Annotated in this window: 15 protein-coding genes; 9 read left to right on the top strand and 6 right to left on the bottom strand. The window is 43.8% G+C overall.

Features of this window, described 5'->3' with window-relative positions; all coding sequences use genetic code 11:
• Positions 1 to 115 precede the first annotated feature (115 nt).
• The gene (locus tag FHW88_RS21330; RefSeq protein ID WP_176627846.1) at positions 116 to 1,753 is read left to right on the top strand and encodes an ABC transporter substrate-binding protein; all 1,638 of its coding nucleotides are present in this window, start codon (positions 116 to 118) and stop codon (positions 1,751 to 1,753) included.
• 172 nt (positions 1,754 to 1,925) lie between these two features.
• Here FHW88_RS21330 and odhB read toward each other — a convergent pair whose 3' ends face one another.
• From odhB to msrA, 5 genes are all read right to left on the bottom strand, one after another.
• Positions 1,926 to 3,497, bottom strand: coding sequence for a 2-oxoglutarate dehydrogenase complex dihydrolipoyllysine-residue succinyltransferase (gene odhB, locus FHW88_RS21325; protein WP_176627845.1), 1,572 nt, complete (start codon positions 3,495 to 3,497; stop codon positions 1,926 to 1,928).
• A gap of 61 nt (positions 3,498 to 3,558) precedes the next feature.
• The gene (locus FHW88_RS21320; RefSeq protein WP_090534392.1) at positions 3,559 to 6,375 is read right to left on the bottom strand and encodes a 2-oxoglutarate dehydrogenase E1 component; all 2,817 of its coding nucleotides are present in this window, start codon (positions 6,373 to 6,375) and stop codon (positions 3,559 to 3,561) included.
• 291 nt (positions 6,376 to 6,666) lie between these two features.
• Positions 6,667 to 7,968 (bottom strand): DASH family cryptochrome, encoded by a 1,302-nt coding sequence (locus FHW88_RS21315; protein WP_176627844.1) that lies wholly within the window; start codon positions 7,966 to 7,968, stop codon positions 6,667 to 6,669.
• A 259-nt stretch (positions 7,969 to 8,227) separates the two neighbouring features.
• On the bottom strand, positions 8,228 to 9,034 hold the full coding sequence (locus tag FHW88_RS21310; RefSeq protein ID WP_176627843.1) for a 5'-nucleotidase, lipoprotein e(P4) family: 807 nt from the start codon (positions 9,032 to 9,034) through the stop codon (positions 8,228 to 8,230).
• 242 nt (positions 9,035 to 9,276) lie between these two features.
• Positions 9,277 to 9,822, bottom strand: a complete 546-nt coding sequence (gene msrA / locus FHW88_RS21305; RefSeq protein ID WP_176627842.1) for a peptide-methionine (S)-S-oxide reductase MsrA — start codon at positions 9,820 to 9,822, stop codon at positions 9,277 to 9,279.
• A gap of 115 nt (positions 9,823 to 9,937) precedes the next feature.
• Between msrA and FHW88_RS21300 the strand changes: the two genes are divergently transcribed.
• Together FHW88_RS21300 and FHW88_RS21295 are read left to right on the top strand one after the other, a co-directional pair.
• Entirely contained in the window at positions 9,938 to 10,330 is a 393-nt protein-coding gene (locus FHW88_RS21300; RefSeq protein WP_175490114.1) for a DoxX family membrane protein, read from the top strand.
• An 11-nt stretch (positions 10,331 to 10,341) separates the two neighbouring features.
• A complete protein-coding gene (locus tag FHW88_RS21295; RefSeq protein WP_090534384.1) occupies positions 10,342 to 11,082 on the top strand; it encodes a hypothetical protein in 741 nt (246 codons plus the stop codon).
• Between the two features lie 83 nt (positions 11,083 to 11,165).
• Here the strand turns inward: FHW88_RS21295 and FHW88_RS21290 are convergent, their stop codons facing one another.
• Positions 11,166 to 12,062, bottom strand: a complete 897-nt coding sequence (locus tag FHW88_RS21290) for a LysR family transcriptional regulator (RefSeq protein ID WP_176627841.1) — start codon at positions 12,060 to 12,062, stop codon at positions 11,166 to 11,168.
• A 100-nt stretch (positions 12,063 to 12,162) separates the two neighbouring features.
• Between FHW88_RS21290 and FHW88_RS21285 the strand changes: the two genes are divergently transcribed.
• The 6 genes from FHW88_RS21285 (at position 12,163) to FHW88_RS21260 (ending at position 18,540) form a co-directional block, all read left to right on the top strand.
• Complete coding sequence (locus FHW88_RS21285) at positions 12,163 to 12,801, top strand: NAD(P)H-dependent oxidoreductase (protein ID WP_176627840.1); 639 nt, start codon at positions 12,163 to 12,165, stop codon at positions 12,799 to 12,801.
• A complete protein-coding gene (locus tag FHW88_RS21280) occupies positions 12,767 to 13,057 on the top strand; it encodes a putative quinol monooxygenase (RefSeq protein ID WP_090534378.1) in 291 nt (96 codons plus the stop codon). The genes FHW88_RS21285 and FHW88_RS21280 overlap by 35 nt, the downstream gene beginning before the upstream one ends.
• Positions 13,058 to 13,108: 51 nt before the next feature.
• Positions 13,109 to 13,324: a hypothetical protein gene (locus FHW88_RS21275; RefSeq protein WP_176627839.1), complete on the top strand. Its 216-nt coding sequence runs from the start codon at positions 13,109 to 13,111 to the stop codon at positions 13,322 to 13,324.
• 706 nt (positions 13,325 to 14,030) lie between these two features.
• A complete protein-coding gene (gene galB, locus FHW88_RS21270) occupies positions 14,031 to 16,463 on the top strand; it encodes a beta-galactosidase GalB (protein ID WP_176627838.1) in 2,433 nt (810 codons plus the stop codon).
• A 231-nt stretch (positions 16,464 to 16,694) separates the two neighbouring features.
• Positions 16,695 to 17,516 carry an SDR family NAD(P)-dependent oxidoreductase gene (locus tag FHW88_RS21265; protein WP_176627837.1) on the top strand — a complete coding sequence of 274 codons (822 nt, stop codon included), beginning with the start codon at positions 16,695 to 16,697 and terminating at the stop codon, positions 17,514 to 17,516.
• A 133-nt stretch (positions 17,517 to 17,649) separates the two neighbouring features.
• Complete coding sequence (locus FHW88_RS21260; protein ID WP_090534368.1) at positions 17,650 to 18,540, top strand: helix-turn-helix domain-containing protein; 891 nt, start codon at positions 17,650 to 17,652, stop codon at positions 18,538 to 18,540.
• The last annotated feature ends 24 nt before the right edge of the window (positions 18,541 to 18,564 follow it).

The raw sequence follows: 18,564 nt of genomic DNA, 5'->3' as shown, positions 1-18,564 counted from the left end.
CTTATCGAAGATAATAAAAGTAATCAATCGTAAACCGCATTTATGCTATTTCATTCTTAAGTAATAATCAGCTCACTGATTTCCTACTATCATGATAATTGATATATTAGCTTAAATGAATAAGCTGATCACTTACCTTTTTGTATTATTCTCCATTCAGCTTTGTTCCTGCCATACGGATACTTCTCCCGATCAGCACAAAACCGTTTTTAATATCAATCTGGAAGAAGGCCTTACCTCGCTTGATCCTGCCTTTTGCCGTAATCATTATACCATTTGGATGGACAACCAGCTTTATAACGGCCTGGTACAGATCAACGATAGTTTAAAAACCATTCCCTGTATTGCTAAAAGCTGGGAAACATCAGCTGATGGTTTATTATATACCTTCCATCTGCGTAATGATGTATATTTTCATGACGATCCTCATTTTGCAAACGGTACAGGTCGAAAGGCAGTGGCCTCAGATTTTGCCTATAGCTTCGGTCGTTTGATCGATCCTAAAGTTGCTTCATCCGGCTCATGGATCTTCAGTGATAAGGTAAAGGGCAAAAGCGCCTTCATGGCACCTAATGACAGTACTTTCCAGATCAGGCTTAAGCAGCCTTTCGCTCCCTTTTTAAGCTTACTCACGGCACAATATTGTTCTGTAGTACCCAAAGAAGTGGTTGAGTTTTATGGCAAGGACTTCAGGAGCCACCCGGTAGGTACCGGCCCCTTCAGGTTTAAATACTGGAAAGAAGGCGAAGTACTGGTGTTTTTAAAAAACGAGCATTACTGGGAAAAAGACGAAAAAGGCAACCGCCTCCCCTACCTGGATGCCATCCGTTCTACCTTTATTGCTGATAAGCAGACTTCGTTTCTGGAGTTTGTAAAAAAGAATATCGATTTTTTGAATGATATCGACGGCAGCTATCGCGATGACATCCTCACCAAAGCAGGCAAGGTAACGCAAAAATATAAAGGTAAATTTATACTCAATACCGCTCCTTACCTGAACACCATTTACCTGGGCATGCTGGTGGATACCACTTTGCCCATTGTAAAAAAATCCCCTTTAAAAATACTCAAGATCAGGCAGGCCATCAACTACGCCATCGACCGCGAAAAGATGATCAAATACCTCCGCAACAGTATGGGTACACCGGGCTACGGAGGTTTTGTGCCCGAAGGCATGCCAGGCTTTAACGGCACGGGCGTAAAAGGCTACACTTACGATCCTGAAAAAGCGCGCTGCCTGCTCCGAGACGCCGGTTATCCCAATGGTAAAAACATGCCCGAAATTACCCTGGCTACCACCGTTGGTTACCGCAGTTTAATTGAGTATGTACAAGGCCAGTTGGAACGCATTGGTATAAAAACAAATGTGGAGATAACCCAGGGCGCCAGCCTGCGCGAACTGATCTCCAAAAATGGCATCAACTTTTTTTACGGCTCCTGGATAGCCGATTACCCTGATGCCGAAAACTACCTTTCAGTTTTTTACTCCAAAAATAAAATTCCCTTCGGCCCCAATTATACCGGGTTCAACAATAAAAGGTTCGATGAACTTTTTGAGCAAACCTACCAGGTAAAAGATGATGAAAAACGCTTTGCCATCTACCGCCAGATGGATAATCTGATGATGGAGCAATCGCCGGTTGTGGTATTATACTACGATAAACTGGTGAACCTCTATCAAAACAACATCAGTGGCTATAGCCTTAATGGTCAAAATTTATTGGTGCTAAAAAGGGTGGTGAAGCAGCTTTAGTGATTAGAGGTTGGAGATAGGAGATTAGTTTAGTTGTACTACTGTTTGCTTAAGTTATTTTCATTCTTACATCAATGGCAACCTGAGTTCACAGCCTGCGAGGAAATCTCTTTTACAAAAAATCCCGGAAGGGAAAACCAACCGGGATCTCTTTTATAAAGTTTTTGCAGGGTTATACACCTAACAACAACCTTGCAGGATCTTCAAGCAATTGTTTAACCCTTACCAGGAAGCTTACCGATTCGCGGCCGTCGATGATGCGGTGATCATATGACAGGGCAAGGTACATCATCGGGCGGATCACAACCTGTCCGTTTACTGCTACCGGGCGCTCAATGATATTATGCATACCCAAAATGGCCGATTGCGGTGCATTAATGATCGGGGTCGATAACATCGAACCAAACACACCACCATTGGTAATGGTAAATGTGCCGCCGGTCATTTCAGGGATAGTCAGTTTATTTTCACGGGCTTTACCGGCAAGTACCACAATGGCTTTCTCAATTTCGGCAAGGCTCATGCTATCGGCATTGCGGATAACAGGAACAACCAAGCCTTTAGGGGCAGATACAGCAATGGAGATATCAGCAAAATTGCTGTATACGATCTCTTCACCCTCAATACGTGCACCAACAGCCGGCCAGTCTTTCAAAGCCTCGGTAACAGCTTTGGTAAAGAACGACATGAAGCCTAAGCCAACATTATGCTTTTCTTTGAATTTGTCTTTGTATTTAGCGCGCAATTCCATGATCGGCTGCATATCTACCTCGTTAAAGGTAGTAAGCATTGCCGTTTCATTTTTAACCGATACTAAACGTTTAGCAACGGTTTTGCGCAACGAAGTCATTTTCTCCCGTTTTTCGTCCCTGGCACCACCTGTAGAAGTTGCAACCGGAGCGGCAGCAGCAGGCTGAGCAGCCGGAGCAGCTGGTTTAGCTGCAGGGACTTGCGCGCCAAGGGCATCACCTTTAGTGATACGGCCATCAACACCCGAACCTGATACTGATTTTGGATCAACACCTTTTTCGGCTAATATTTTGGCGGCAGCCGGTGATGGCGTACCTGAGGCATAAGTTTTAGCACTTTCGGCAGCTGCACCACCACGTGGCGATTCATCGGTAGCGTTAACTACAGCCGGGGTTACCGGGGTAACTGCAGGTTGTGAAGCACCCGCACCTTCAATAGTACAAACTACGGTACCAATCGCTAATACATCGCCTTCTTTAGCGATTGTTTTTAATGTACCTGCTTTTTCGGCAGTAAGTTCAAAAGTAGCTTTATCTGATTCCAGTTCGGCAATGGCTTCATCCATAGCAACAGCTTCGCCGTCTTTCTTAATCCACCGGGATAATGTAACCTCCGTGATAGATTCACCTACCGGCGGTACTTTAATTTCAACAGACGCTGCTGATGCAGCAGCCGGGGCAGCAGCAACAGGGGCCGGAGCAGGTGCGTTGGCTACAACTTCAGGCTGCGGCTGTGCCGCTGGGGCAGCAGTTTCAGCACCTCCGTCTTCAATATTGGCAACAACAGCACCAATTGGTAGTACATCGCCTTCGTTGGCAACGATTTTTAAAGTACCGGCTTTTTCGGCAGTAAGCTCAAAAGTAGCCTTGTCTGATTCCAGTTCGGCAATAACCTCGTCCATTTCAACGTGGTCGCCGTCTTTCTTTTTCCAGCTCGAAAGGGTTACTTCTGTAATTGATTCGCCTACGGTAGGCACCTTAATCGCTAAGCTCATATTGTAGTATTGTAGATTTTATATTTTTTAATGGATTATATCAGGATGCTTAATTGACGGATCAATCAGCACCGGCATCAGCCATTTTCTTTGTTGTTTTTTTAACAGCTTCTTTAACAGCTTTACCGGCTGGGGCTTCAAAAGCTTTTGAAACTATGTATAACTGCTGGGCAGCATGCTGTTTAGCAAAGCCGGTAGCAGTACTGCTGCCTTCTATCCTCGAAATAACGCTCAGGTTAATCACCTTATCATTATGGAATTTGCGGCAAATGTATGGCCATGCGCCCATGTTTTCAGGCTCTTCCTGTACCCAGATAAACTCTGCCTTTTCATATTTGGCTTTGATCTTCAAAATTTGCGTAACCGGAGTTGGGTAAAGCTGCTCTACACGTACAATAGCCACATCCTTGCGGTTATCGGCCTGTTGTTTGTCCAACAGGTCATAATAAACTTTACCTGTACACAGCAATACGCGTTTTACCTTTTTAGGGTCAACATAAGTATCGTCTATCAACTCGTGGAACTTGCCGTTGGTAAAATCTTCAATTGGCGATACGCATTTAGGGCTGCGCAACAAACTTTTTGGTGTAAAGATGATCAAAGGCTTGCGGAAATCACGGTGCATTTGACGCCTTAAAATATGGAAGAAGTTAGCAGGGGTTGTACAGTTAGCAATTTGAATATTATCATCGGCACACAGTTCTAAAAAGCGTTCAACACGCGCAGATGAGTGCTCAGGGCCCTGGCCTTCATAACCGTGAGGCAACAGCATAACCAAACCGTTGCCACGCTGCCATTTAGTTTCGGCACTGGCGATGTACTGATCAACAATGATCTGGGCACCGTTAAAGAAATCACCAAACTGGGCTTCCCAAATGGTTAAAGCAGTTGGGTTTGCAAGTGCATAGCCGTATTCAAAACCTAAAACACCATACTCAGATAATAAAGAGTTATAAATGCTCAGTTTAGCTTCGGGGTTAATGGCAGCAAGCGGTGTAAATTCGTCTTCCGAATCAACCAGCGTCAATACCGCATGGCGATGCGAGAAAGTACCGCGTTTCACGTCCTCGCCACTTAACCTGATCGGGTAACCTTCTTTTAGCAGAGTTCCGTAGGCAAGCAATTCGCCCATGGCCCAGTCAAACACTTTGGTTTTGTTCACCATGGCACTGCGGTCTTCAAAAAGCTTTTCAATTTTCTTGAAAAATTCTTTATTTGGTGGCAACACAGTGATCTTATTACCGATCTCCAATATGGTTTCTTCGGCTACAGAAGTATCAATAGCTTTTACCAGTTCTTTATGGCTTGCCAGGTGCAATCCGCTCCAGGCCCCCTCAAACATGGCAATGGTATCAGTAAACCTTTCCTCTGATTTTACTTCGTCCAGTTTTTGCTGTAACTCATCTTTGAAGGCTTTTTCAATAGATTTTAAGAATTCAGCATCTATACTGCCTTCATCTATCAGTTTTTGATTGTAAATCTTTAACGGGTTAGGGTGCGCGTCGATTGCTTTGTATAACAGCGGCTGGGTGAATTTAGGTTCATCAGCTTCGTTATGACCATAACGGCGGTAGCAAAGGATATCGATAAATACGTCCTCATTAAATACCTGCCTGTATTCCATAGCCAGGTTTACTACGTAAGCCAAAGCTTCAACATCATCACCGTTTACGTGGAAAACCGGCGAAAGCACAGTTTTGGCAACGTCGGTACAATAGGTACTTGAACGTGCATCTTTATAGTTGGTGGTAAAACCTATCTGATTGTTGATAACCAGGTGAATGGTGCCGCCGGTGCGGTAGCCATCCAGTTTTTCCATTTGTAAAACTTCATATACTATACCTTGTCCGGCAATTGAAGCATCGCCGTGGATCAGGATCGGAGCGATCTTTGAATGATCGCCGCCATATTTAAAGTCGATTTTTGAACGGGTGATCCCTTCCACAACCGGGTCAACCGCTTCGAGGTGCGATGGGTTAGGGCAAAGGCTCAGGTGAACTTTTTTACCGCTTTTGGTATGCACATCGGTTGAAAAACCTAAGTGGTATTTCACGTCGCCACCAAAAGGTGATTCAGAATCGTAGTTTTTACCTTCAAACTCAGAGAATACCTCTTTATAGGTTTTCTCCATGATATTGGTCAATACGTTCAAACGCCCGCGGTGCGCCATACCGATGATAAACTCCTCGATACCCAGATCGGCGCCTTTTTTAATTACCGAATCCATTGAAGGGATCAGCGCTTCGGCACCTTCCAGTGAAAAACGTTTTTGACCAAGGAATTTGGTACCTAAAAAGTTTTCAAATGTTACGGCTTCATTCAGCTTATTAAGCATCTCCTTCTTTTCATCAAGGGTGAAAGAAGGCGTATTGCGATGGCCCTCCATCCGCTCTTCAAACCATTTTATTTTAATGGGATTGCGGATGTATTTATATTCCGTACCTATTGAACGGCAGTAAGTATCCTCAAGTAACTGGCGGATATCGCGCAGTTTGGCAGCGCCCAAGCCTACTTCAACACCCGCATTAAAAACGGTATCAAGATCAGCTTCGCTCAAACCAAAAGTTTCAAGCTCCTTGCCTGGGTAATAATGGCGGCGTTCGCGAACGGGGTTTGTTTTTGCAAACAAATGCCCGCGTGAGCGGTAACCATCTATCATGTTTAATACGTTAATTTCCTTCAAGAAATGTTCAGGAGTAGCTTGACCAACTGCAGCAGGTGCAATTGCCCCGGCAGCATCGGTATCTTTACCAAAATCAAATCCTTCAAAGAATTTTTGCCATCCAAAATCAACCGATTCCGGCTCCTGTTTGTACTGTTCGTATAGGGAAGATATGTAGGCAGCGTTTCCGCTATTTATATAATTGAGACGATCCATGTGAAACTGATCTTTAAAACGGTACAAAAGTAATGATATACCGCTATATACTTCATAATTAATTGTAAAGAAATTTAGCCTTTGTTAAGCTTATTTTATCCTTAAATGGGAAAATACGGAGTTTTGAGGCAAAAGAACAACAGTTATTTAAATAGATGGTTTATAGAAATAATAATTAGATAAGATTTAGGTATTGCTTCGGCTCATGGTCCGGTTATACTGCGCAAGGCATTATCCATCGGCTGATGGACGATATCGCTACTATCAAAACGCCAAAACGTCGAATTTCAATTACACCCCAACCAAATCCCCGGCTTCATCAATGGATGATGGTTGCCAGGTATTCACAAAATCGGTTTTGGCTTCAAGCTCTTTGGGCAGCTTGGTAACTATAGCGTATTTGCTTTCCTTAGCATCGTTAACACCGGCAATAAAGGCCCAGTTGCCCCAATTGCTGGCCGGCGAATAATCAATAAGCTTTTCTTCAAAATAAGCAGCCCCCTGTACCCAGTCGGCTTTAAGGGTATTTACCAAATAGCCCGCTACTACCTGCCGGTTTTGATTACTGATATAGCCGGTAGCGTTAAGCTCATGCATTGCTGCATCAATAAGGGGCACGCCTGTTTCGCCGTTTTTCCATTTTTGGAGCAACAGGTCGGCGTCCGGTGCAAGGTCAGTGCCCTGAGCTTCGTCTTTAGCTTTGATAAATTTTTGGCCGTGTTTTTTAAACATGAACCTGAAGTAATCGCGCCAAAGCAATTCAAGCTTTAACAGGTTACCATTACTGCCATATTTCTGAATTTCCCAGTAAACCTGCCTCGGCGAGATACATCCTATCGAGATCCAGGGAGAAAGTTTTGAAGAGCAATCAGAGCCGTTACGCCCATTTTTTTGTTTCAGCAAATGGTCTGCATTGGCAAAACACTTATGCATTTGTACCAAAGCCGCTGTTTCGCCCCCCTGAAAATATTCAGTAGCGCGCATATCGTCAACAGGCTCGTTTAAACCTAATTGCTGCAAGGTTGGCAATTCGCCGGCATCGGTAATTTCCGGAACGCTGATATGATCGGGTTTGGGTACGCACGGGCGAACATTACTGTCACGTTCCACCTTCTTTTTAAAAACCGCGAAACTATCCGGGATATCCTTGATCGGGAAAGGAAGGTCTTCCTTATGATACATGGTATGACCGATGAAATGCTTGAGGTTAAGTCTCATTTTCCATAGTGCAGTTTCAACCTGTTCGGAGATATTGGTTTCCTCGTAGGCTACCTCACGGTGATGATAAACTTCATTTACCTGGTATTCCTGGGCAAGCTGCGGGATCACATCGGCAGGGTTACCAATGCGGATGATCAATTCGGCACCAAAACCCTGTAAATTTTTGCGGAGATCAGCAACGGCCTCTAACAGGAACCTCGCCCTGAAATTCCCTGTTTTTGAAGCCCCTGTTTCGGTATGCTGAAAATAATAAGGATCGAAACAATAAACCGGCAGTATTTTATCAGCCTTGCGCACGGCTTCTAACAAAATTTCGTTATCATTTATGCGCAAGTCGTTTCTAAACCAAACCAGAATAGTTCTATCACTCATAGTTAAACAGGGGTTAACTGAATAATAATAATGCAGTATGCAAATTTGCAATTTATTTGCGCTTCATGCACATTTTACCACAAGATTATGACATCACCCAAACATTCAATTATTTTATTAAACTAAATAAAATGCTTTTAGCTATATAAAATAATTAAACCCACAGCGGGATCAGCGTGTAAATATACGTAAATACAGGCAATTAAGTTATATACCCGCCAGGCGGCTATCCCCGGTCAATCGTTACAGATCGGGAACTCTATTGATCGGCTTTGATCTTCGCCCTGATCACCGAATCTTTTTGGGCAGGGCTAAGCTTATAATTAAACCGGAAAAGTGCCCCCTCAAAATCACCATATGAAGGATTGGGAATAACAATATACCTTTTGCCAAATTCCGCTTGCAGCTTTTGTGTAGTAGCCGTTCTGCTTTCTTCGGCCGGGTGATTATCATACAGCAGGTCAAAATCGGGCAGGTTATCGCCGCAAAGCAGCAGGATGTTATGTGTTTTTAAAACGTTAAGACGTCGCGCTTCCTTGCTCGACGAAGTGGTTTTCAACTGCAGGTGTTCGTCATCCGCATTAGGCAATCCGTACAACTGCAGATTTTTAAGCGTACTTGCCCTCTCATTTTCATTACGGTTGGTGATGTAAAATATCGTGATCCCTTTTGATGCAGCGTACTTAAAAAAAGCAGGTGCGCCCGGCACTGTATCAGCAAGGGCTTTGTCGGTCCATTGTTTCCAGGTGGCATCGCTGTAATCTAAGTTCTGCAAGGCGCGATGAGCATCATACGGGCTATTATCCAGCACAGTTTCGTCAATATCGGTAACGATAGCCAGCGGTTTATCACCGGGGTTCTTAATCCCTTCATCAACCCTGAGTTTAGCCACGTTATAGGCCTGAAAGCATAATGCTTTGTATTCCGCTGCCCGCTGCTGCCATAATGAAGTCCAGATCTTACCATCGTTGGTAATGCTGGGATTAGGATTGGCTGTTTTTTTAACAGATGAGCAGGCGCTGAATAACAACAGGCCAGATAGTAGATAGCTATAACTTTTTTTCATGTGGGTTGATTAAAAAGAGTGCCGGTCGAGACCTTGCTGAAGACTCATGCGGAAAAAGTACGCCGGCATGCTTTGACGAACTACCGTTTAACTAAAACGGGTGTCATGCTGAGGCCCTCGAAGCATGGTGAACAGGGCCTCTGCCCACGACCCTTCGACGGGCTCAGGGTGACAGGCCCTTTTGCTTTATATTATTTCATCTTCAGAGCCGCTCGATTTAAACACTCCGTATGATAGGCATCTTATAACAGCTCCGGCTTTATTTTATCCTTAAACTCCTTGGCAAATTTATTGAGTTTTGGCTGGATAACAAACGCGCAGTACGACTTGTTAGGATTATCGTTGAAATAATTCTGGTGGTAAGCTTCGGCGCTGTAAAATGTACTTGCCGGGGTGATTTCGGTTACGATAGGATCGTCAAAAACCTGCTCATCTGTAAGTGTTTTGATCATCGCTTCCGAAGCCTGCTTTTGTTCATCTGTATAATAAAATATAGCCGAGCGGTATTGTGTGCCCACGTCATTGCCCTGGCGGTTAAGCGTTGTTGGGTTATGGGTTTTAAAGAAAACCAATAGTAATTCATCAAACGAGATCACGTCGGCGTCATACTCCAGGTGAATCACTTCGGCATGACCGGTAGCGCCTGTACAAACCTGCTCATAGGTTGGGTTTAAAACTTTACCGCCCATATAACCCGAGGTTACTGATGTTACACCTTTAAGCGATTGAAAAACGGCTTCGGTGCACCAAAAGCAACCGTTGCCAAAAGTTATTTTTTGAATGTTCATATGTCCTGTTTTATCAAAAGTAATGCCTGTTTAAATAGTTAGCTATGAGGCGGATTTGAATATGTCAATTAAATTACTAAACTTAGTGTTTAACCTTATATTAAACCTATTAATTATGAAAATTGCAGTATTAATTGCCCGCGTTTTGCTGGGCCTGGTCTTCGTGGTGTTTGGTTTAAACTTCTTTTTCCAGTTTCTGCATATGGCCCAACCGCCCATGAGCGATAAGGCACAGGCATTTAGCGGCGGGTTATTTGGTTCAGGTTATTTTTTTCAATACATGAAGGTAATTGAAATAACCAGCGGCCTGTTTTTAATTATTAACCGGTATACGGCACTGTTTGTGTTATTGCTGCTGCCTATTGCACTTAATATATTCCTGTTCCATGCCATTTTGGCACCGGCCGGTTTGCCAATTGGACTGGCAGTTATCGTTTTAGAGGTATTTTTGCTGTTTGCCTATCGTAAATATTACGCGAGTATTTTTACGGCCACACCAACGGTGTAAATACCTGCCTTATGAACAAATGCGCCTTAGTTATTACTATCCTTACGCTTTCATTCAATCATGCATTTGCTCAGGATGAACTGAAAACATACGAAGCAAAAGCAACCGGGAGAGACACAAAAACATATCACATAATTTCGATCGATGGTAAAAATCAAACGGTGAAGATCGTTCCTGACTATGCAAACCACGTGCTTAAAATGATTTGCCTCAAGGATATTATTACAATAGATGATTTTTGGGGAGAACCTCCTGACATTAGGTTATTGAATAAAAACTTCATTGCGATTAACTATGCAGTAAGAGGCGGATCGGGGGTTGGGTTAGGAAATACACTGATCATCTGCGTGGATGGCCAACATCTATACAAGGCCATGCATGTTTTAAGATATCTTACCGGAGAATCCGGCGAACAACAGGAAGAGTATCGCATTAAATTGCGTTTGGTTGGCAACAGTGTTAACAACTGCAAATTAAAAGTCAGTGTACATGATTTTGTTGATTCAAAACCTCGCCCTAAAGAAAACTATGCCTATGACAATAACACAGTTTTAGCCTTCGACACGCAGCAAAATGTCTTTTACAGCGTTAAGCAAGACATATACGATCACTTTATCACCGCAAAAAACAAGACCAAACAAAAAATCGCAGGTAATTTCCCTATGATCATTTTAGGTAAGGAAACTTATTACTTTATAAATGGCAGATGGTATACGGGTGGCCTTAGCAAAGACATGTTTGAGTTTCAATAATCACATGATCTTCTTTTGCCACGGCGGCCAGAGGCGCCCCGATAGTTGCCACTCGCCGGAGGCGAGCGGCGGCGATTAGAGGCTTACACCATCTCCCGCTCAAAAATTTCCTGGATCATAGCCACCTGCTCCGCATAAATGGATTTTTTGCGGGTGCCGAAGTACAAGGTGTTCTCAATTAAATTATATCCTTCCCAAAGCAATTTGATGTTGCCGCTATCGCGCTCCTTTTTTGAAAGAAAGTCGGGGATCACGGCTATCCCCTTGCCATTGCTGAGACAGCGGATAATGGAGCCCATGTTTGGCACAATGAAATTGGGTTTAAAATCGGGCCTTTTACCAAAGTTGATATGCCAGAAGCGCCGCAGGTGTTCCATATCGCCAGATGAGCCGTACCAGGTTTGGGCTTTAAGCCAGGTTTGAATCTGGTTAAGGTCTTTAGTTTTCAATAGTTCATTAAATTCGTCGGTTGGCGTTTGCGCCCCGGCCAGTACCACTATGCGTTCCTTAAAAAAGGGTTTATACTCAAGACCTTTATAATCGCCTTTATGAGGCGTAACAATCATATCGAGGATGCCGCTGTCCAGGTCGGCCAGCATTTCGGGGTATTCGCCAAATTTAATGATCACATTAAAAGGCAATGTGGGCAGGTAGGATTCAAGCGTAAACTGAAAAGTTTCAAAGCACATGCCTATACTAATAGTAGGCACATCTTTTTCAGTACTTTTATGAAAGTGCCGTTCGGCATCCTCCAGTTTACAAATTGCCTCCAGGATATAGTTGTATAAGATCTTCCCCCGCTCTGTCGATACCATTTTACGCGAAGTACGATCAAACAGTTTATAGCCTACATAGCTCTCTAATGAGCTTAAATGCAGGCTCACTCCCGGCTGCGAAATAAACAGCGCTTCGGCCGCCCCGGTTAGCGACCCGGTTTCATAGATTGCCTTAAACGTACGGAACCATTCAAAATTCACCATAGCTTATCTATTATAATTATGATACAAATGTAATAAATTATACTATTTTAATAATTAATTAAGCCGGTGTAATTTTGATGAAAATTAAAACAGAAAATAAATGACAAACATATTTGTAATAAACGGAGGGCAGATCTTCGGTCACTCCGGCGGAAGATTTAACAAAACTTTATTGGATACTACCGTGCAGTATTTTACCGCTTATCCTGATTTTGAAGTTCGTTCAACCGACGTAAATAACGCTTACGATCCGATGCAGGAAGCCGAAAACTATAAATGGGCCGATGTGATCATTTACCACACCCCGGTTTGGTGGTTCCAGGTACCGCATGCCTTTAAAAAATATATCGACGAAGTTTTTACCGCCGGGTATCAAAACGGCATTTACCGCAGCGATGGCCGCACCGCCGAAAACCCCGGTATTAATTACGGCACAGGCGGCTTAATGCAGGGCAAAAAATACATGCTTACCACCTCGTGGAATGCACCGGCTACAGCTTTCACCTTACCCGGCGAGTTTTTTAACGAACGCAGTGTTGACGAAGGCCCCCTGTTTGGCTTTCACCGCATGAACGCTTTTACCGGCATGCAGGCTTTAGAAAGTATCCACTTTTATGACGTAATGAAAAACGCTAATATTGAGGAGAACCTGCAACGCTACCACGAACATTTAAACAAACTATTTACTCAAAACAACCCAAGCCATGAAAATTTACTTAACAGCCTTAGTGAAGTGTAAGGCCGGCACCACTGCCCAAATGAAAGATTTTTTGGATAAGCTGGTAGCAGCATCCCGCCAGGAAGAAGCCTGTTTGCAATACGAGCTATACCAGTCAACAACTGACGAAACCCAGTTTATTTTTCACGAAACCTGGGCCAGCCAGGAAGGGCTTGATCAGCATGTTAAGCAGGAGCATTTCCAACTGTTCAGTAAGCAGATTGTTGATATTATAGATGGGCCGCTTGGGATATATAAAACCGATAAGGTTCATTAAAATTGATAGTTAACAAAACGCCCCCGGTTTCTACCGGGGGCGTTTTGTTATTTGCCGCAGGTTTTATTGCAATCGCCCGAGGCTTTGCATGATTTGCTGCAGTTGTCTAAACACGTTGGCCGGGTGCATGACTTTGCGCATTTGGTGCAATGGTTCATTTTGTTATTGCAGCAAGGCGTATTAGCAAACGAAATATTAAATATGGTAAACAGCATCACAGTGGTGATGAAAAGAAACTTTTTCATGATTTTTAATTTGAATTTTTAATAAAAAGATACACTATTGAAAACAGGCAGATGTCTTTTTATCAAGCTTTCGGAGGGTTCCAGCAGGTGTTTGCGTAATCGGATAAATTGCCTGCGAGGTAAAGCAAAGGAGCATTGCTACTAATAATAACGGCAACAGGTCCGGCCTTGACAGGTTCAACTTTTAAAAAGCAGCAATTATTACATGATAGCAAAGTAACGCACGTGCCACCGTCACATCCTTTTTGACCGCCATGCTGTTTCTGCGGCATATGATCCATATGACGACAGCACTCTTTCGACATGTTATTCACAGGCGCCGCTTTCCCCGGTATTACGGAAATGAGCACCATAAAAATTAACATGATAAAGGCGATTGCTTTCATTGAATCTTGAAACGGAATGTTAGAGAAAATAGTATTAAACACTAAGAAGCTGTTTAAAAATTATATAAAAGCCGTCATTGCGAGGCACGAATCGATCCCCAAGAGGCAGATCCGCTAAGCAAATCCGCCCTGTATAGTCGGGGATTGCTTCGTACCTCGCAATGACGTGGCGGATATAGTAGTCTCATTTAATCATTCTTAAACAGCATCTAAGACGTAGTTTGATATTTTACACATAATTTAGCATAAAGCGATCCCCCCGGTTAATTTATACTATTCCTTTGCTTTTAGCCTATTATTTATAATTTAGTGTCCAAAATACATTTAATCTCAAACGATATTATGTCATCAATAAAAACCCACCGCGCCGGGGCTTATAAGTTTGCATGCATCCTTGCCGTCCTGACGCTGGCCGCGTTAAAACCTTTTGCCCAAAACCGGCAGAAACTTGATTTTGATAAAAGCTGGCGCTTTAACCTCGGCGCTGTTGAAAACGGCGAAAAAACAACGCTGAACGACAGCAAATGGCGCGTGCTCAATTTGCCGCATGACTGGAGTATTGAAGGTAAATTTTCAAAAGATAACCCGGCCACACCTGAAGGCGGCGCCCTGCCCGGCGGCATTGGCTGGTACCGCAAAACTTTTACTGTTCCGGCTACATCAAAAGGCAAGCTGGTTTATATTGATTTTGATGGCGTATATCAAAAAAGTGATGTATGGATCAACGGCCATCATCTTGGTTTCCGGCCAAACGGGTATATCTCTTTCAGGTATGAACTTACTCCTTACTTAAATTTCGGCGGTAATAACGTTATCGCTGTTAAAGTTGATAACTCGGTGCAGCCAAATTCGCGCTGGTACTCAGGTTCGGGCATTTACCGCCATGTGTGGTTGGTTACTACCAACAAAACCGCTATCGATCATTGGGGTACTTATGTAACTACGAGCGATATCAGCGATGCGTCTGCCAAAGTAAATGTACAGGTACAACTGCATAATGACCAGTCATCGCCGCAGGTGCTTATCAGCACCAAACTTTATGACGCGGCCGGTAAACAGGTAGCCGCCGCGGGCGAAGCTACATCGGCAGCGCAAAATAAAAATGAGCCTTTAACGATAACCAATACCCTTACGGTAAAAAACCCGGTGCTTTGGTCGGTAGAGAACCCGTACTTATATAAAGCCGTTACCCAGCTTATTGAAGGCAAAAAAGTAGTTGATGAATATACCACCACCGTAGGGATCCGCTATTTTAATTTTGATGCCGATAAAGGTTTCAGCCTGAACGGGAAGCCGATGAAGATTTTAGGTGTTTGTAATCACCATGACCTTGGCAGCCTTGGCGCAGCTATTAACAACCGTGCATTGGAGCGTCAGTTGCAGATGCTCAAAGCGATGGGCTGTAATGGCATCCGCACCTCGCACAACCCTCCGGCTCCCGAACTGCTCGACCTTTGCGATAAAATGGGTTTTATTGTGATGGATGAGGCCTTTGATTGCTGGGAATGGAAAAAGGCTACTTACGATTATCATCTGTACTTTAAAGAATGGCATAAACGCGACCTGGAAGACCAAATCAAACGCGACCGCAATCACCCAAGCATCATGATCTGGAGTATCGGCAACGAAATCCCGCAACAGGCAGATACCAGCGCCTTACGCATTGCGCCTGAGTTGGCGGCTATTGTTCACAGCCTCGATAAAACCCGCCCGCTCACTACCGCTAATGACCGTCCGGATAGCACCAACAAAATTATAAAATCGGGTGCTATTGATTTGGTTGGTTATAACTATCACCAGTTTGATTACGCTAAGTTTCATGACCGTTACCCGGGTAAAAAGTTTATTGCTACTGAAACTACTTCGGGTTTGGAAACGCGTGGTTATTATGAAATGCCTTCGGATAGCATCAGGGTTTGGCCGCCAAGCTATGATAAACCTTTTGTAAGGGAAGGCAACAATGTTTCGGCATATGACAACACCCGACCACCATGGGGATCAACACATGAAATGACCTGGAAGGTGATGAAAAAGTACGACTTCCTTTCGGGCATGTTCATCTGGACGGGCTTTGACTATCTGGGCGAACCAACTCCATATTCATGGCCATCGCGCAGCTCATACTTCGGGATTATTGACCTGGCCGGCTTCCCTAAAGATGTATATTATATGTACCAAAGCGAGTGGACCAATAAAAATGTGCTCCATATTTTCCCGCACTGGAACTGGCAGCCCGGTAAAATGATCGACATCTGGGCATACTATAACAATGCCGATGAGGTTGAACTTTACCTGAACGGTAAATCATTGGGCATCCAAAAGAAAACCGGCGACGACCTGCATGTGATGTGGCGTGTAAAATACCAGCCCGGCACGCTGAAAGCTATATCACGCAAAAACGGCAAAACCGTGTTAACCCGCGAGATCCATACCGCCGGGGCTCCTGCAAAAATCGAACTGACTGCCGACCGTTCGCAGATCAAAGCCGATGGTCAGGACCTGTCATTTATCACCGTAAAAATATTGGATAAAGACGGCAACGTTGTACCTGATGCTGATAACAAGGTAAACTTTAAGATTGCCGGCGAGGGCTCCATTGCCAGCGTTGACAACGGCGATCCGGTTAGCCATGATCCGTTTAAAGCTGATTACCGAAAAGCATTTCATGGCCTTGCGCTGGCCATAGTACAGGCCAAAGAAAAAGCCGGCACGATCACTTTAACCGCCTCGGCTGATGGATTGAAAAGTGCTACACTGGTACTGAAAAGTAAATAACATCACCCCCGGCCCTCTCCTTTGGAGAGGGAGTTTGAAGCAAAAACCCGTCTCCCGTTGACGGGTTTTTGCTTTTTACATACCATAATCTCTGCCGATATTTACGCTTAATGACACTCTCATTACCAATCACAAGCCCCCGCGTAAAAATGTATCATTGTTCCCCACTTCTGTATAAATCAGCCTGTGTTTGCCCTATTAATTTTGTGCTATCATTTAAAAACAACAAAAATGGCAAAGACAATTTTCATTACCGGCGCATCACGTGGCTTCGGTAAATTATGGGCCGAGGCATTACTGCAAAGAGGCGATAAAGTAGTAGCAACCGCTCGTAACCTGAGCGCATTGGATGACCTGGTAAATAAATATGGCGACAATATTTTACCGCTGCAACTGGATGTTAATGACCGCGAGGCAGATTTTGAGGCCATCAGCAAAGCAAAAGAACATTTCGGCAGTATTGATGTGCTGATCAACAATGCAGGTTACGGTTTATTCGGCAGCGTTGAAGAAACTACCGAGCAGGAAGCCCGCGAGCAGATGGAAACCAATTTTTTTGGCTTACTATGGTTATCACAGGCAGTGTTACCTGTAATGCGCGAGCAAGGCTACGGCCATATTATCCAGCTTTCGAGCGTGCTTGGCCTCGTTACTTTACCTGTGCTGGGCTTATATAACGCCTCTAAATTTGCGGTAGAAGGTTTAAGTGAAACCCTGGCCGCCGAAGTAAAAGGCTTTGGAATAAACGTTTCGCTGATTGAACCTAACGGCTTTGCAACTGATTGGGCCGGTGCTTCTGCCGCGCAAACCGTGGCAATGCCGGAATATGACGCGGTAAGGGCAGCTTTCCAGGCTGGTTTAAATGACACCGATATTTTCGGTGTACCGGAAGCTACTACAGATGCTGTGCTGAAACTGATTGACACCGAAAACCCTCCGTTGCGGTTATTCCTGGGTAAACACGCGTATCCATGGGTTAAACAAACTTATGAAGGCCGTGCTGCCGAGTGGGATAGCTGGAACGAGGTAGCTGCCGCTGCGCACGGTAAATAATATTATAGTTCCTGTTAATAATCAGACCATAGCTTTGGGCTTTAAGCGTTCTGCTTTCGGCTTCTATATAAATGGTATTATTTGATATAATCTACGCCGCAATTCGGCGTAGATTTGTTTAACTTTATTCATCATGCAGCATTTTAAAAGTTTGGCCGATATGCACCGCTCCAACGGTTTCCCGATGCCGGAGAACCCGCTATTCAGCTTGTACAGGTGTACCCACACCTGTGGGTTTGGCGAAAGAGAGTTTACATCTGATTTTTACATGATCGGGTTTAAAAAACTTAAGGCAGGCCAGATCATGTATGGCCGCACAAAATATGATCATGATAATGGCAGCATGATGTTCATCAAACCCCGGCAGGTGATCCAGTTTAACAGTGTGGAGTACGATGAGGATGCGTTTATCATGTTCATCCACGAGGATTTTCTGAACGGCCACTTTCTGCATAACGAAATCAGCAAATATGCTTTTTTTGATTATGAAGCCAACGAAGCGCTGCACCTTTCGCCATCGGAAGAGCAGATCATGTGGGACCTTTATTACAAGATAGAAGCCGAATATCACAATAACACCGATGAATATAGCCGCGATATTATACTTACGCATATTGATTCTATCCTGAAATACTCGCAACGGTTTTACAAACGCCAGTTTATTAACCGTACAGAGCTTTCGGGTAAAACAGTATCAAAGTTTAATGAAGTATTAGCAGCTTATTTTACCAACGGCTTATTGCTAACCCAGGGACTGCCCTCTGTTAACGCGCTGGCCTCACAACTTAATTTATCACCTCGTTACCTAAGTGATATGCTTAAGCAGGAAACAGGAAAAACTGCTATTGAACTGATCCATATTTACCTTATAAACGAGGCAAAAAACCGTCTTAAAAGTGATTACCAAAGTGTTTCTGAAATAGCATACGAACTTGGCTTTGAGAACCTTCCATATTTTTCACGGCTGTTTAAAAAAGAAACAGGTATCAGCCCTAACCAGTTTAAAAAACAGTTACTTAACTAACGGCCGGATACGCTTATTGTATGC

Origin of the sequence: Mucilaginibacter sp. SG538B (assembly GCF_013376065.1) — a bacterium.
Classification (GTDB): Bacteria; Bacteroidota; Bacteroidia; order Sphingobacteriales; family Sphingobacteriaceae; genus Mucilaginibacter; species Mucilaginibacter rubeus.
This window is presented reverse-complemented; position numbering and strand designations above follow the sequence as displayed.

Bases quoted from the DNA above. Each gene is read 5' to 3' on its own strand.
- FHW88_RS21310 (WP_176627843.1), bottom strand. From the start codon at position 9,034: ATGAAAAAAAGTTATAGCTATCTACTATCTGGCCTGTTGTTATTCAGC.
- FHW88_RS21290 (WP_176627841.1), bottom strand. From the start codon at position 12,062: ATGGTGAATTTTGAATGGTTCCGTACGTTTAAGGCAATCTATGAAACC.
- FHW88_RS21330 (WP_176627846.1), top strand. From the start codon at position 116: ATGAATAAGCTGATCACTTACCTTTTTGTATTATTCTCCATTCAGCTT.
- odhB (WP_176627845.1), bottom strand. From the start codon at position 3,497: ATGAGCTTAGCGATTAAGGTGCCTACCGTAGGCGAATCAATTACAGAA.
- FHW88_RS21295 (WP_090534384.1), top strand. From the start codon at position 10,342: ATGAACAAATGCGCCTTAGTTATTACTATCCTTACGCTTTCATTCAAT.
- FHW88_RS21300 (WP_175490114.1), top strand. From the start codon at position 9,938: ATGAAAATTGCAGTATTAATTGCCCGCGTTTTGCTGGGCCTGGTCTTC.
- FHW88_RS21265 (WP_176627837.1), top strand. From the start codon at position 16,695: ATGGCAAAGACAATTTTCATTACCGGCGCATCACGTGGCTTCGGTAAA.
- FHW88_RS21320 (WP_090534392.1), bottom strand. From the start codon at position 6,375: ATGGATCGTCTCAATTATATAAATAGCGGAAACGCTGCCTACATATCT.
- msrA (WP_176627842.1), bottom strand. From the start codon at position 9,822: ATGAACATTCAAAAAATAACTTTTGGCAACGGTTGCTTTTGGTGCACC.
- FHW88_RS21285 (WP_176627840.1), top strand. From the start codon at position 12,163: ATGACAAACATATTTGTAATAAACGGAGGGCAGATCTTCGGTCACTCC.
- galB (WP_176627838.1), top strand. From the start codon at position 14,031: ATGTCATCAATAAAAACCCACCGCGCCGGGGCTTATAAGTTTGCATGC.
- FHW88_RS21260 (WP_090534368.1), top strand. From the start codon at position 17,650: ATGCAGCATTTTAAAAGTTTGGCCGATATGCACCGCTCCAACGGTTTC.
- FHW88_RS21315 (WP_176627844.1), bottom strand. From the start codon at position 7,968: ATGAGTGATAGAACTATTCTGGTTTGGTTTAGAAACGACTTGCGCATA.
- FHW88_RS21280 (WP_090534378.1), top strand. From the start codon at position 12,767: ATGAAAATTTACTTAACAGCCTTAGTGAAGTGTAAGGCCGGCACCACT.